This window comes from Saccharothrix sp. CB00851 (assembly GCF_001905065.1).
Classification (GTDB): domain Bacteria; phylum Actinomycetota; class Actinomycetes; order Mycobacteriales; family Pseudonocardiaceae; genus Actinosynnema.
In genome coordinates, this window is record NZ_LWLC01000020.1 from 116,472 (window position 1) to 129,836 (window position 13,365).

Annotated in this window: 16 protein-coding genes and 1 riboswitch; of the genes, 9 read left to right on the plus strand and 7 right to left on the minus strand. The window is 71.2% G+C overall.

What is annotated here, in order from left to right:
* The first annotated feature begins 204 nt into the window (after positions 1–204).
* The 3 genes from A6A25_RS46855 to A6A25_RS46865 all read left to right on the plus strand — a co-directional run bounded on the left by A6A25_RS46855 (position 205) and on the right by A6A25_RS46865 (position 1,348).
* Complete coding sequence (locus A6A25_RS46855) at positions 205–351, plus strand: hypothetical protein (protein WP_380735320.1); 147 nt, start codon at positions 205–207, stop codon at positions 349–351.
* Positions 352–386: 35 nt separating this feature from the next.
* Positions 387–1,013 carry a hypothetical protein gene (locus A6A25_RS46860; RefSeq protein WP_380735318.1) on the plus strand — a complete coding sequence of 209 codons (627 nt, stop codon included), beginning with the start codon at positions 387–389 and terminating at the stop codon, positions 1,011–1,013.
* A gap of 110 nt (positions 1,014–1,123) precedes the next feature.
* Complete coding sequence (locus tag A6A25_RS46865) at positions 1,124–1,348, plus strand: cytochrome P450 (RefSeq protein WP_380735316.1); 225 nt, start codon at positions 1,124–1,126, stop codon at positions 1,346–1,348.
* Positions 1,349–1,682: 334 nt separating this feature from the next.
* On the opposite strand, the gene A6A25_RS20450 is transcribed toward A6A25_RS46865, so the two are convergent.
* The 5 genes from A6A25_RS20450 to A6A25_RS20470 all read right to left on the minus strand — a co-directional run bounded on the left by A6A25_RS20450 (position 1,683) and on the right by A6A25_RS20470 (position 5,871).
* Entirely contained in the window at positions 1,683–2,162 is a 480-nt protein-coding gene (locus A6A25_RS20450) for a DinB family protein (protein WP_073892314.1), read from the minus strand.
* Between the two features lie 34 nt (positions 2,163–2,196).
* Positions 2,197–2,796, minus strand: coding sequence for a TetR/AcrR family transcriptional regulator (locus A6A25_RS20455; RefSeq protein ID WP_073892315.1), 600 nt, complete (start codon positions 2,794–2,796; stop codon positions 2,197–2,199).
* Between the two features lie 65 nt (positions 2,797–2,861).
* Positions 2,862–4,397, minus strand: a complete 1,536-nt coding sequence (locus A6A25_RS20460) for an MDR family MFS transporter (RefSeq protein ID WP_073892316.1) — start codon at positions 4,395–4,397, stop codon at positions 2,862–2,864.
* Positions 4,398–4,459: 62 nt separating this feature from the next.
* Positions 4,460–5,071: a TetR/AcrR family transcriptional regulator gene (locus A6A25_RS20465; RefSeq protein ID WP_073892317.1), complete on the minus strand. Its 612-nt coding sequence runs from the start codon at positions 5,069–5,071 to the stop codon at positions 4,460–4,462.
* An 89-nt stretch (positions 5,072–5,160) separates the two neighbouring features.
* Positions 5,161–5,871 carry a class I SAM-dependent methyltransferase gene (locus A6A25_RS20470; protein WP_073892318.1) on the minus strand — a complete coding sequence of 237 codons (711 nt, stop codon included), beginning with the start codon at positions 5,869–5,871 and terminating at the stop codon, positions 5,161–5,163.
* A 207-nt stretch (positions 5,872–6,078) separates the two neighbouring features.
* Here A6A25_RS20470 and A6A25_RS20475 point away from each other — a divergent pair, with 207 nt between their 5' ends.
* Positions 6,079–6,363 carry a glycoside hydrolase family 13 gene (locus tag A6A25_RS20475; protein ID WP_073892319.1) on the plus strand — a complete coding sequence of 95 codons (285 nt, stop codon included), beginning with the start codon at positions 6,079–6,081 and terminating at the stop codon, positions 6,361–6,363.
* Here the strand turns inward: A6A25_RS20475 and A6A25_RS20480 are convergent.
* Positions 6,356–7,753: a carotenoid oxygenase family protein gene (locus A6A25_RS20480; RefSeq protein WP_073892320.1), complete on the minus strand. Its 1,398-nt coding sequence runs from the start codon at positions 7,751–7,753 to the stop codon at positions 6,356–6,358. The two genes, A6A25_RS20475 and A6A25_RS20480, sit on opposite strands and share 8 nt — an antisense overlap.
* A 277-nt stretch (positions 7,754–8,030) precedes the next feature.
* Here A6A25_RS20480 and pip point away from each other — a divergent pair, with 277 nt between their 5' ends.
* On the plus strand, positions 8,031–8,954 hold the full coding sequence (gene pip / locus A6A25_RS20485) for a prolyl aminopeptidase (RefSeq protein ID WP_073892321.1): 924 nt from the start codon (positions 8,031–8,033) through the stop codon (positions 8,952–8,954).
* Between the two features lie 75 nt (positions 8,955–9,029).
* A complete protein-coding gene (locus tag A6A25_RS20490; RefSeq protein WP_073892322.1) occupies positions 9,030–9,821 on the plus strand; it encodes a Clp protease N-terminal domain-containing protein in 792 nt (263 codons plus the stop codon).
* A gap of 64 nt (positions 9,822–9,885) precedes the next feature.
* On the opposite strand, the gene glyA is transcribed toward A6A25_RS20490, so the two are convergent.
* Complete coding sequence (gene glyA / locus A6A25_RS20495) at positions 9,886–11,142, minus strand: serine hydroxymethyltransferase (protein ID WP_073892324.1); 1,257 nt, start codon at positions 11,140–11,142, stop codon at positions 9,886–9,888.
* Positions 11,143–11,170: 28 nt separating this feature from the next.
* Positions 11,171–11,257, minus strand: a riboswitch (ZMP/ZTP riboswitch).
* A 150-nt stretch (positions 11,258–11,407) separates the two neighbouring features.
* On the opposite strand from glyA, the gene A6A25_RS20500 reads away from it, so the two are divergent.
* The 3 genes from A6A25_RS20500 to A6A25_RS20510 all read left to right on the plus strand — a co-directional run.
* Complete coding sequence (locus tag A6A25_RS20500) at positions 11,408–12,259, plus strand: hypothetical protein (RefSeq protein WP_073892326.1); 852 nt, start codon at positions 11,408–11,410, stop codon at positions 12,257–12,259.
* The gene (locus tag A6A25_RS20505; RefSeq protein WP_073892328.1) at positions 12,256–12,915 is read left to right on the plus strand and encodes an extensin family protein; all 660 of its coding nucleotides are present in this window, start codon (positions 12,256–12,258) and stop codon (positions 12,913–12,915) included. Before A6A25_RS20500 ends, A6A25_RS20505 begins: the two co-directional genes overlap by 4 nt.
* 165 nt (positions 12,916–13,080) lie before the next feature.
* A partial coding sequence (locus A6A25_RS20510; RefSeq protein WP_443217060.1) for a carboxyl transferase domain-containing protein occupies positions 13,081–13,365 on the plus strand: 285 nt, incomplete at its 3' end.

Genomic DNA, 13,365 nt, shown 5'->3' on the forward strand with positions numbered 1-13,365 from the left:
CAGTGAGTCACCACCACCCCAGCTGCGGCCCGGTGACGCGCCGGGTGGGAACGGATCGTCGATGCCCACCGCTTCCCAGCGGAAACGCCCCCCGCCGGCCGACCGACCGTCCCCCTGCCGCCCGGGTTCACCCGGCGCGACGCGGGCACGTTCGACCCGCCGAGCGCCCTGACCCGGCTCGGCGAGCAGGGACCCGTGCACCGGATGACCACGCTCGACGGCGACCCGGTGTGGGTCGTCACCAGCCACGAGCCGGCGCGCACCCTGCTCGGCGACCCGCGTCTGAGCTCGGACCGGTTCCGCAGCCGCCGCGTGCCGGCGAGCTGCCGCCGGCGGTCCGCGCCCGGCTGACCGACGAGCGGGCCCGCGCGGGCAGCTTCATCACCATGGACCCGCCCGAGCACACCCGGTACCGCAAGCTGCTCACCGGCCAGTTCACCGTGCGGCGGATGCGTCAGCTCGAACCGCGCATCGAGCGGATCGTCGCCGACCACCTCGACGCGATGATCGCCGCCGGACCGGGCGCCGACCTCGTCCGGGCGTTCGCGCTGCCGGTGCCGTCACTGGTGATCTGCGAGCTGCTGGGCGTCGACTACGCCGACCGCGGCGAGTTCCAGGAGCGGAGCGGGAGACTGCTGCGGCTGGACGTGCCCGTGGAGGAGTTCATGCGGCTCGCCGACGAACTGCGGGCCTTCATGCACGACCTCGTGCGCGCCAAGCACGCCCGGCCGACCGACGACATGCTGTCCGGCCTGATCGAGGCCGACCCGACGCTCACCGACGACGAGCTGATCGGCCTGGCGAACCTGCTGCTGGTCGCGGGCCACGAGACGACCGCCAACATGCTGGCGCTGGGCACGTTCGCGTTGCTGGAGCACCCGGACCAACTCGCCGCGCCGCACGCCGACCCGACGTTGATCGGCGCCGCGGTCGAGGAGCTGTTGCGCTACCTGTCGATCGTCCACCTGGGAGTGGTCCGCACGACGCTGGAGGAGGTGGAGATCGCGGGCTAGGTGGTCCCGGCCGACTCGACGGTTCTGGTCTCCGTGCCGGCGGGCAACCGCGACCCGCGCCAGTACCCCCGGCCGGACGTGCTCGACGTGACCCGACCGCGCGGGCCGCATTGGCGGTCGTCTCGTGGCCCGCGACCAGCAGCCTGGCGTTCGGGCACGGCGTGCACCAGTGCCTGGTCCAGCAGCTGGCGCGGGTGGAGATGACGGTCGGGTTCACCGGGCTGCTGAGCAGGCTGCCCGGCCTGCGGCTGGCCGTGCCCGCGGCCGACGTGCCGAGGCGCGACGACATGCTGGTCTACGGCGTGCACGCGCTCCCGATCACCTGGGACGCCTAGCGGCGCGGCGCCGCCAAGTGCTCCAGCGGCCAAGCCGTGCTCCAGGGCCAAGTGCTCCACGGCCAAGCCAAGGTGCTCCAGCGGCATAGGTGCACCGGCGGCTGGCCGACGGGCCCCGTGCGGTAAAGCCGACGGCTCGGGTGCCGCGCCGCCGCCTCCTTCTTTCCCGGCAACGAAATCGTCGGCAGAAAAGTTGCCGGACCCGATCGCTCAACCGAGTGAATCCGCCGCGACGCTCGGGGCGATGTGCGCGCGTTGCCCGGACCGGAACGACGGTGACAGTTCGAGGTCGGGGTGTCAAGGCGGTCCAGTCGGCCGATGACGTGGCGGGACTTCAGTCGGCGAGCACCTGTTCGCGCAGGATGTCGGCGTGTCCGCAGTGGTGCGCCAGCTCCCGCAGCACCTGCAGGTAGACCCAGCGCAGCGTGCGCGGCCCGGTCCGGTGGCCGGTCGCGACGGTGTCCAGCGGCAGGTTCGCGACCACCGTCCGGGCCGTGGCGCAGGCTTCCCGGTGGGCCGCCGTGACCGAAGCGATGGTGTCGTCGTCGGAGAGCCGGAAGGACTCGTCCGGACCCGGCACCAGGCCGAGCTCCCGGCGGGGCGTGCCGCCGACGCACTCCTCGAACCACACCCGCTGCATCCACGTGACGTGCTTGAGCAGCCCCAGCAACGTCGTCGCCGACGGGACCAGCCGGCGGCGGGCCTGTTCCTCGGTGAGGCCGTCGAGGGTTGCCTCGATGGCGCCGCGGTAGTCCTCGATGAACGCTTCGAGTTGCGTGCGCTCGTCGTCCAGCGGCACGTCGAATGAACCCATCGGAATCTCCTGTCGCATCACGGGCGGCGTGGTCTCAGTCACCGTTCGGGCGCACAGCGGCGAAACCCACGTCCAGCCGGTCGATCATCGCGTCGATCAGCTCGGACAGCTCGGGCCGTTCGGCGGCGTCGAGCCACCAGCCGACGACCACCCGCAGGGTCGCCATCACGGCGGCCGCGCACATCACCGGGTACAGGTCGGTGGCCGGGTCGACGCCGACCCGGGCGGCGACGGCGGCGGCGAGTTCCCGTTCCTGCACGGCGAACGCGGCGATCTGGTACGGCAGCAGGGCGGGCGTGCGGCGCAGGACACGCAGCTGCGCCACCCGTTCCGGGTCGATCCGGTCGGGCACGACGTCGACCAGGGCGGCGTGCAGGGCGCGCAGCACCGGCTCGTCCCGCGGCCGGTCCGCGAAGGCCTGGACGAACGCGGCGGCGGTGGCCACGTCACCCGCGACCACGGCTTCTTCCTTGGAGGAGAAGTAGTTGAAGAACGTGCGCAGCGAAACGCCCGCCTCGGTGGCTACCTGTTCGACGGTCACCCCGTCGAGGCCGTGGGCATCGCACAGCCGCAGGGCGGCGTCGGCCAGCGCCGTCCGCGTGGCGAGCTTCTTGCGTTCGCGCAGTCCTGACACGCGCGAAAGTGTCGCACTTGCCCGACCGAACGCCGGACAAGTGCGACACCGTGTCTCCCGCGCCGCTAGTGGCCCGCGGACATCTCGGCCGCCAACCGCTCGTCACCGCTGAGCGTCTTGAGCGGCTTCTCCTTGAGGAACAGCACGGCCACCAGCGCCAGCACCGCGATCGGCGCGCCGATCAGGAACAGCTCGGCGGTGGCCGTGGCGTAGATCTCGCGCACGATCACCCGCACCGGCTCCGGCAGCAGCGCCAGGTCCGGCACCGTGTTCTCGGCACCCTCCGGCGCCGGGCCGAACTTCTCCTCGCTCAACGCGGTCACCCGGTTCGCCAGCACCGCGCCCAACGCGCTCACGCCGATCGCGCCGCCGAGGCTGCGGAAGAACGTCAGCGTCGAGGTGGTGGTGCCGAGGTCGCGGGCGGGCACGTCGTTCTGCGCGGCCAGCACGAGGTTCTGCATCAGCATGCCGACGCCGATGCCCAGCACGGCCATGTGCACGCTGACCATGAACACGCTGGTGTTCGCGTCGATCGTGCCCAGCAGCAGCATCCCGCCGACCATGATCACGCCACCGGCGACCAGGAACGCCTTCCACTTGCCCCACTTGGTGATCAGCTGACCGGCGACGGTCGACGACACCAGCAGGCCGAAGATCATCGGCAGGCTCATCAGGCCCGCCTGGGTCGGCGTCTTGCCCATGCCGATCTGGAAGTACTGCGACAGGAACACCGTGCCGCCGAACATCGCCACGCCGACCAGCGCACTCGCCAGCGTCGTCAACGTGACCGTGCGGTTGGCGAAGATCGTCAGCGGCACGATCGGGTCGGCCGCCCGCGACTCCACCCACACGGCCAGACCCAGCAGCACCACGCCGATCGTGACGAGCAGCGCGGTCCACGCCGAGGCCCACTCGAACTGGTGACCGGCCAGCGTCGACCACACCAGCAGCGTGGAGACACCGCCGACGATCAGCACCGCGCCCAGGTAGTCGATCTTGACTTCCTTGCGCACGACCGGCAGGTTCAGCGTGCGCTGGAGCAGCAAGATCGAGGCGAGGGTGAACGGGACGCCGATGAAGAAGCACCAGCGCCAGCCCAGCCACGAGGTGTCCACCATGACGCCGCCGATGAGCGGGCCGGCGACCGTGCCGACACCGAAGACGGCGCCGAAGATGCCCGCGTAACGGCCCATCTCGCGCGGCGGGATCATCGCCGCCATCACGATCGTGGCCAGCGCCGTCATGCCGCCCGCGCCGAGGCCCTGCACGATGCGGCTCGCGATGAGCACCTCGACGTTCGGGGAGAAGCCCGCGATGAGCGAGCCGACCACGAACAGGCCGAGGGAGAGCTGGATCAGCAGCTTGCGGCTGTAGAGGTCGGCGAGCTTGCCCCACAGCGGCACGGTCGCCGTCATGGCCAGCAGCTCGGTGGTGACGACCCAGGTGTAGACGGACTGCGAGCCGTGCAGGTCCGTGATGATGCGCGGCAGCGCGTTCGACACGATGGTCGACGCGAGGATGGCCATGAACATGCCCAGCATGAGGCCGGACATGGCTTGCATGACGTCCCGGCGCGAGGTCGTGCCGGTTTCGGTGGACATCGGATCCCCCAGTTGGTCTTCGTCTGTGACTTGGTGTGCCAAGGCTTCGTCCCGCATCGTGATCAGGACCGGCGGGGCGGCTCGGCGAGCCCCGCGGCGAGCAGGTCGAGCGTCTCGGCGAGCAGGTCGTGCAGCGGTGCCGCGGTGCTCGACCAGCGGGTCACCGCCACCCGGAACGCCGCGCCCGCCGCCGCGGCGAGCAGCAACGGGTAGGTGTCGTCGGCGGGCAGGCCGACCCGTTCGGCGATACCGGCGACCAGGTCGCGTTCCAGCGCTTCACCGCCGGAGAACAGTTTCGCCAGCAGCACGGGGTGCTGCTGCACCACGCGCATCCGCAGCAGCCAGAGCTCGCGGTCGTCCGCCAGTTCCGCCGCGACCTCCTCCAGCAACGCCGCCCGCACCGCCGCGGCGGTGGACAGGCCCGCCGGCTGGGCGAGGACGCGGGCCCGCAGGCGCGGACCCGCCTCCGGGTCGGGGCCGAGGACGGCCTCCTCCTTGCCGGCGAAGTAGTTGAAGAACGTGCGCGGCGAGACGTCGGCGGCGGCGCTGATGTCCTCGACCGTCACGTGGTCGAGACCGCGCTCGGCGACCAGGCGGACGGCGGCGTGCCCCAAAGCCGTGCGGGTCTGCCGCTTCTTGCGGTCGCGGAGCCCTTCGGCCGCGTGCGTGGTCACTCGATCAGGGTAAGTAAAATCCTGCACTCACTGCAACTTTGCAGGGACTGCACCGTTGTGATCCCACTCTCAGGCACGCGTGATCCGGGTCAGGCCACCTGGGCGCCCTGGCCCGGACGCGCCGCCCTGATCCACATGTGCCAGGGGACCAGGTCGTCGTTGACCCGCGGTTCCCGCAGGGTCTCGATGAGCAGACCGGCGTCCTCCATGGCCGCGGTGTAGGCGCTGAGCGGGTGGTTCCAGCCCTGGAACTTCATCCGCATCCCGTCCCGCTCGACCTCGTCCTCGAAGCGGTGCCGCCCGAAGTACGGCCGGTCCAGGACGAACAGGCCGTCCCGGAAGCTGCCGGTGTTCGTGATCGGGTGGGTGATCGACAGGCAGAGCCGGCCACCCGGCGCCAGCACCCGGCCGACCTCGGCGACGGTGCCCGGCAGGTCGTCGACGTCCATCAGCACGTTGTAGGCGATGACGAGGTCGAAGCTGCCGTCCGGGAACGGGAGGTCCGCCGAGTCGGCCACCAGGTACCGTCCCTCGGGGTCCGCCTGCCGCGCGGCCGCCACCAGCGTGGGCGAGGCGTCGATGCCGGTCACCCGGTGTCCCCGCTCGACCAGGTCGCGCGACACCCGCCCCTCGCCGCAGCCGAGGTCGAGGGTGGCTTGCCCGGCGGCCGGCACCAGGTCGAAGAACGCGTCGCGGTAGCGCCAGTACGAGTCGAACCCCGGTCTGCGCACCCAGGCGATCCAGTTCGCCGCCTGCTCTTCCCAGTCCTGCCCGGCCGCGGTGCGCGCACTCTCGGTCATTGGTCGGAGCCTAGTTCCGATCGGGCACCGGGCAATCGAATTACGCCGACCCGGCGCGATGTCCCGGACTGTCCACTGTGGCTGTTGGCGTCACTTGGTCGGGTGACCGTCGGGTTCGAACAGGCGCGCCGGCTTGAAACACCGGCACGGCGCCGCGACGCTGGTGACCCCGAAGGCATGGCAAAGATCGACTCGCGAGGGAGAACGATGCTCCGCAGCACTCGCCTGTTCGGCCCGAAGCGCCGCGTGACCTTCTCACTGCCCCTCGACCACCCGCGCGGGCCGGTGAGCGTGGTCGGCACGTTCAACGACTGGACCCCCGGCGTGCACGAGCTGGTGCCCCGCCGTGACGGCACGCGCACCGTGACCGTGATCCTCTCACCGGGCACCCACCGGTTCCGCTACCTCGGCGACGGCGGCCACTGGTTCGACGAGCCGGACGTGCCCACCGTCGACACCGACGGGTGCGTGCTCACGATCGACGCTACGTGAACCGGCGCGACGTGAACTGACCGTGGAAGCCGAACGGGATCGCGTGCGGCACGTCTGCCCGCGCGACCTCGGTGAACGTGGCCGCGTCGAGCACCAGCAACCCGGACCGCCCGGCCTCGCCGTCGAGCACGACCGACAGCAGCACGCCGTCGTCCTCGGCCCGGGCGCCCGGCGCGGGCACGAACACCGGCTCGCCCGGGTAGCGGCCCGGCTCGTGCCACCGGGTGAGGAGTCCACTGCGGACGTCCACCTTGACGAGCTGGTTGAGGAAGTCGCCCGCGCCGTTGGCACCGACGCCGTAGGCGTACCGGTAATCACGACCGTTGTGCGACCCGTAGGCGATGCGGGGCAGCTCCAGCGAGTCCTCCGCGAGCCGCCGGGACCGGATGCCGCCACCGACGAGGTCCACCTCGTACCGGGTGGGGAACGCGAGCGGCAGGTCGGCGGCACCGCGCACCTTGTCCAGGTACAGCGCGTCGACCACGGTCGAGTCCGGGTAGGCGCTGATGTCCACGACCACCCGGCCGTCGTCGTCGTAGGCGTTGATGTGGTGGAAGGCGAAGAACGCGTCGGTGCGCTCGTCCGCGACCACGGCACCGTCCCGCTGGTCGAACACCACGAACCGGGTGCCCAGCTCCGGCCGCCACCGGTAGTTCTCGATGAACGGCTTGGCGCGCAGGAGCAGCGACAGCGGGTTGACCACCAGCGGGAACACGGCCAGCACCACGTGCCGTTCGGTGACGGCGAAGCTGTGCAGGTAGCCGGGTCGGTCGGTGGGCAGGCTCGCGAGCGGTTCCCGGCTCTGGCCGCGTTGCCGGTAGACCTGGTACACGCTGCGCCTGCCGAACTTCAGCACGTAGTTGACGAGGTCGCCGGTCAGCGGCGCGCGGTGCGGGTGGGCGGTGGTGACGTGGCCGTCGAGCGCGTCGTCGTAGTCGGTGAGGCCGACGGTGGCCAGGGTGTCGCGGTCGAACTCCACCGCGATGGGGGTCTCGGTGAGCGCGAAGTCCCGGTCGCCGTCGGAGGTCACGTTCACGTTGGCGTTGGACGTGCGGCGGAGTCGGGGGTGGGTGAAGAAGCGGCTGAAGATCGAGCGGCACGGGTCCGTGGCGAACTCGCCGAACGCGATGCGGCCGTCGTCGCGGGCGGCCCGGAAGCTCGTGGACTCCAGGTACCGGTTGCGGTAGGTGACGGCGCCCTCGGCGAAGCCGAAGCGGTGCAGCATCGCCAGGCCGTCGAACCAGTGGCGGAACGAGCCTCGGTCGGTCTCGAACTTCGCGGGACCGTTGCGCACCAAGGTGCCGGCGAGCCAGGGCGGCAGCTCGCCGTGCACCTCCAGGTCCACGTCCACTTCCCGGTCGAGGGTCTCGAACCCGAACCGTGCGCCCATGACGACCGACCTCCACCCGACAACCTTACGGAACACCGTTATAAAACAAAGTTTCCATTCAGTCGTCAAGCCTGACCTCGCCACCCCGACCGGGTCGAGTACTCCCTCACCGACCTCGGGCACAGCCTGTTCGACCCGATCGACGCGCTGGGTCGGTGGGCGCGCGACCGCGTTCGCGATCGGCTTGTGGGTCGGGGGCGCGGACGTGAGGTCGGTGTTCCCGACAATTCCGTAAGCACTAATATAACAGCACTGTTGCATATTGCAGGGAGGAACCGTGCTGTACCCGGAGATCGAGCCGTACGACCACGGCCTGCTCGACGTCGGCGACGAGCACCACGTGTACTGGGAGGTCTGCGGCAACCCAGAGGGCAAACCGGCCGTGGTGCTGCACGGCGGGCCGGGCTCGGGCTGCACGCCCCGGGCCCGGCGCTACTTCGACCCGCGGGCCTACCGGGTGGTGCTGTTCGACCAGCGCGGCTGCGGCCGCAGCACGCCGCACGCCGGTCAGCCGGTGGTGGACCTGTCCACCAACACCACCGACCACCTGGTCGGCGACCTGGAACGGCTGCGCGAGCACCTGGGCATCGACCGGTGGCTGGTGTTCGCCGCGTCGTGGGGCTCGGTCCTGGGCCTGGTGTACGCGCAGCGGTTCCCGCACCGGGTCTCCGAGATGGTGCACGCGGGCGTGGCCACCGGCAGGCGGGCCGAGACCGACCTGCTGACCACCGGTCTGGCGCCGATGTTCCCGGAAGCCCACGCGCGGTTCCGGGAACCGGTGCCGTCCGGCGATCCCGCGGCGGGATACCTCGAACTGCTGCTGTCACCCGACCCGGCCGTGCACCTGCGGGCGGCACGGGAGTGGTGCGCGTGGGAGGACGCGTTGCAGCCGCTGTCCACCGGCGGCCTCCGCTTCGAGGACCCGGCGCACGGGCTGGCGTTCGCCCGGTTGGTCACCCATTACTGGGCACACGGTTCGTGGTTGCCCGAAGGGATCGTGCTGGCCGAGGCGGGCAAGCTCGCGGGTATCCCGGGCGTAATCGTTCAAGGAGTGCTCGACCTGGGAAATCTGATCGGCACGCCGTTCGAGTTGGCGCACGCGTGGCCGGACGCCGAACTGGTCCTGATCGCCGAAACCGCGCACGGCGGCAGTGACACGATGTCCGAAGCGAGGCGTTCGGCTACTGACAAATTCCGGTAACACCCGGAAACTCGGTGCGATGCACTGATGACAGCCTGATCCCGGGGCTGGTCCGACGGTGGCGAAGGATTGACGTTGGAACGGTTCACCGAGAGCGCGCGCCGGGTCTCCGTGGTGGCCCTTCAGGAGGCGCGCAGGTTCAACCACACCGCCATCGGCACCGAACACCTGTTGCTCGGCCTGATCGGCGAGGGCGGTGCCGCGGCTGCGGTGCTGGCGTCGGTCGGGCTTTCGTGGGACGCGTGCCGCGCGCGGGTGCTGGAGGTGGACGGGCGGGGCAGCGTGCCCGTGCCCGGCTACCTGCCGTTCACGCCCGGTGCGAAGCGGGCGTTGGCGGCGGCCGTGCGGGAGTCGTTGGCGTTGGGGCACCGGCACGTGGTCACCGAGCACCTGCTGCTGGGCGTGCTGGCGGAGGACGAGGGCGTGGCGCTCGACGTGCTGGCCCGGTGCGGCGTCGACCCCGCCGACGTGCGCGACCGGGCGTTCGCCGCGTTGGCCGGGATCGACCTGTCCCCCGCCGCACGCGCCGCGCGGCTGTTCCTCAGCTACCGGCGGCCGCAGGACGTGCACCTGGCGGGGCGCATCGCCGATCGGCTGGACGACTTCGGCCGGTCGGTGGTGGGTGACGTCGGCGAGTGCGACGTGCTGCTCGCCGTCGTCGGGCCGGGCTGGACGCCGACCGACCTGATGCGCGCCGAGGTGGAACGCGCGGCGGAGCGTGCCGTGCCGGTGATCCCGGTGCTGGTCGACGGGGCGGAGCTGCCCGCCGACCAGCTGCCGGTTACCGGTCACGTCGCGGACCACGTCACCGTCCGGCACGAGACGTTCCGGGAGGACGTGGCGCGACTGGCCGACGTGGTCGGGTAGGGCGTGCAGAGGTCCCGGTCGATGAGAGCCAGGGCTGTCGCGAGCGCGGACCTCGGTACACGCCCTATGCCCAGCCGGGCATCGGGTAGCCCGCCATCAGCTCGGCGACCTCGGCGGCGATGCGGTCCAGCGCCTGCTCGTCGTCGGCCGCCCGGACGGCCCGGTCGATCCACTCCGCGAGCTGCGGCATGTGGTCCTCGGTGAGGCCGCGGGTGGTGATGGCGGCCGTACCGAGGCGGACGCCGGACGGGTCGAACGGCTTGCGCGGGTCGAACGGGACGGTGTTGTAGTTGGCCTCGATGCCCGCCCGGTCCAGGGCCTTGGCGGCGGGCTTGCCGCCAAGGCCCTTGCTGGTCAGGTCGGCCAGGATGAGGTGGTTGTCGGTGCCGCCCGAGACCAGGTCGAAGCCCCGGTCGAGCAGCGCGGCGGCCAGCGCGCGGGCGTTCTGCACGATGGCGTGCGCGTAGAGGCCGAACGACGGCTCCGACGCCTCGCCCAGCGCGACCGCGATGGCGGCGGTGGTGTGGTTGTGCGGCCCGCCCTGCAGGCCGGGGAACACCGCCTTGTCGATCGCCTTCGCGTGCTCGGCGTCGGTGAGGATCATCGCGCCACGCGGGCCGCGCAGCGTCTTGTGGGTGGTCGTGGTGATCACCTGGGCGTGCCCGACCGGTGACGGGTGCGCGCCGCCCGCGACCAGGCCCGCGATGTGCGCGATGTCGGCGGCGAGCACGGCGCCCACTTCGTTCGCGATCTCGGCGAACGCCGGGAAGTCGATGGTGCGCGGGATGGCCGTGCCGCCGCAGAAGATCACCTTGGGGCGTTCGGCGCGGGCCAGGTCGCGGACCTGGTCGAGGTCGACCACGCCGGTCTCCTTGGTCACGCCGTACTGGACGCTGCGGAACCACTTGCCGGTGGCCGAGACGCTCCAGCCGTGGGTGAGGTGGCCGCCGGCGGGCAGCGCCATGCCCATGACCGTGTCGCCGGGGTTCAGGAACGCCAGGTAGACGGCGAGGTTGGCCGGTGAGCCGGAGTAGGGCTGCACGTTGGCGTGGTCGACGCCGAACAACGCCTTCGCCCTGGCCACCGCCAGCTCCTCGACCGGGTCGACGACCTGCTGGCCCTCGTAGTAGCGGCGACCGGCGTAGCCCTCGGAGTACTTGTTGGTCAGCACGGAACCGGTGGCTTCCAGGACCGCGGTCGAGACGTAGTTCTCCGAGGCGATCAGGCGGATCTTCTCGAACTGGCGGCGTGCCTCGGCTTGGACCAGGCGGGCGACCTCGGGGTCGGCACCGGTCAACGACGGGATCGCGGGTTCGTGCACGACGACCTCCACGCGCGCGGGGGCGCTGCCGTAGCACCCAGGCGCGCGGTGCGATCCGGCTCAACGCTCCCCGGTGGTCGTTCCCACCCTCGGCACGCCAGTCGCGAACACTGGAATCCTACCCCAGCCCTCCGACGCCCTCCCGGCTTTTTGGGCGGAACGGACCATTGCCGCAACGGTCGGTCACCCATACTTTGTGGGTTGGAAAAGTTCCAACCGGCCCTGTGCCACGTCAGCACTTCCCCCTGCCCCCGAAAGGACTGACGTGCTCGATCGGCGAACGTTCGTGCTGGGAGCTGCCGCGACCGCGGCCCTCACCAGCGCACTACCGGCCCACGCGGCTGCCGCGGCACCCGCGTCGGGCGCCGCGGACAACCCGCGCAAGGCCGCCGGCGTGTTCCTCGCGTCCGACGGCACCCCTCTCATGTTGACCGAAGAGAACGGCCAGTGGGTCGTCGTCGACGAAGGCGGCTCGGTGCGCATCACCGAGGGCCTCACCGGCGCGGACCTGGTCGACGTCACCACCCACGGGTCCGCGTTCCACGCCGTGGGTGCGCTCAAGGGCGACCCGATCGCCACGATCTGGGAGTCCACCGACGCCGTCGCCTGGCGCGAGGCCCGTCGCCTGCACGGCGTGCGCTCGGAGTTCACCGCGGTCGGCGGCGGCTTGGCGTTCGGCTCCGTGCTCAAGCACGAGCGCGCTTCGGAGGTCCGCATCGCCGCCCGCCGCACCTCTTCGGGCTGGACCACCGTCCCGGTCCGCGGTCTGGAGTGGACCGACGACCTGTCCGCCACCGCGGTCGCCGCGACCGCCGACGGCTGGGTCGTGGCGGCCGTCGACATCTCCGGCACGGTCCTGCACACCTCCCGTGACGGCGTCACCTGGACGTCCCGCCCCCGGCTGGACGGTGTCGCCGTGCGCGGCCTGGCCTCGGTGGACGGCCGCGTGCACTGGGTCGGCAACGAAATGGTCGACGCCACCCCGCTCACCGGCGTGCTCGACGCGGACCGGACCCGTCCGGACGTGCCGCGCGACGCGAAGGCCCTGGGCGTCGCGGGCACCCGTTCCGGCTGGCTCACCGGCGGCCGGCTGATCACCGCGGAGGCGACCCGATGATCACGTTCCAGCGGATCGACGGCACTCCCGTCTACTACTGGCGCTCCAACCGCGGCAACACGACGCTGCGCAACTGGCAGGCCACGCAGGCGTTCTACGACTCCCTGGTGCTGTGGATCAGGGACCTGCGGTCGCTGTCGTCGGCGTACGGCAGCATCACGTACCTGGTGTCGGCGGGGTTCTACGTGAACAAGCCCGGCCAGCACGGCTCGGGCACCGCGATGGACCTCGACTACGTCCGGTGGAGCGGCGGGCAGGTGTCGTCGCCGCTGGACCGCCACCACGCGTCGGGCACGCTGGCGGTGCGCCGCCGTTACCTGGCGGTGGACGCGGTGTGCCGTCGTCGGTTCCGGTACGCGCTGGACGGCTGGTACAACGCCGCGCACGAAGACCACATCCACTCCGACTTCGGCGGTCTGCCGGTGCGGTGCGTGACGGGCTCGGAGAGCGACACGAAGTTCGTCCAGGCGCTGTGCAACAACTTCATGAGCTCTGGCCTGGCGGTGGACGGCATTTGGGGTCCGCTGACCACGAGTGCCTTCAACACGGCCAAGTCCCGGCTCGGCATCACCGGTGACCCGCACACCAGCAGCTCGGCGTGGCAGTCGTTCCTGTCGGCGGCGGCGCGGAGGGGTTTCGCGAACCAGGCGTTCTGATATCCGAATGGCCGGCCCGTGAGTCGATTGTCGACTCACGGGCCTTTCGCGCGGCCGGATCGGAAATCCGTAGCCGAGTGACTTCGGCGTTGCCGGATGATGGACGCCGCAGAGACATTCCCGACTACATTCGAGGCTTCCCGACCGATGCCAAGGAGTGTCCGGATGAGCACTTCGGAACTCGATTTCGCGGCGGTCCGGCTGACCGAGGACCCCGCCGAGGGACCCGCCGGGCGGTCGATGGCGGGGTTGCGCGAGGAGCACGGCCGGTTGCGGTCGCGGATCGCGGCCGGGCGGCCCGAGGCGGTGACGCGGCAGCACTCGCTGGGCAAGCTGACCGCGCGGGAGCGGCTGGACCTGCTGCTCGACGTCGGGTCGTTCGTGGAGATCGACCTGTACCGCCGGGGTACGACCGGCGCGCACACCGACGGCGTGGTCGCCGGATCGGGG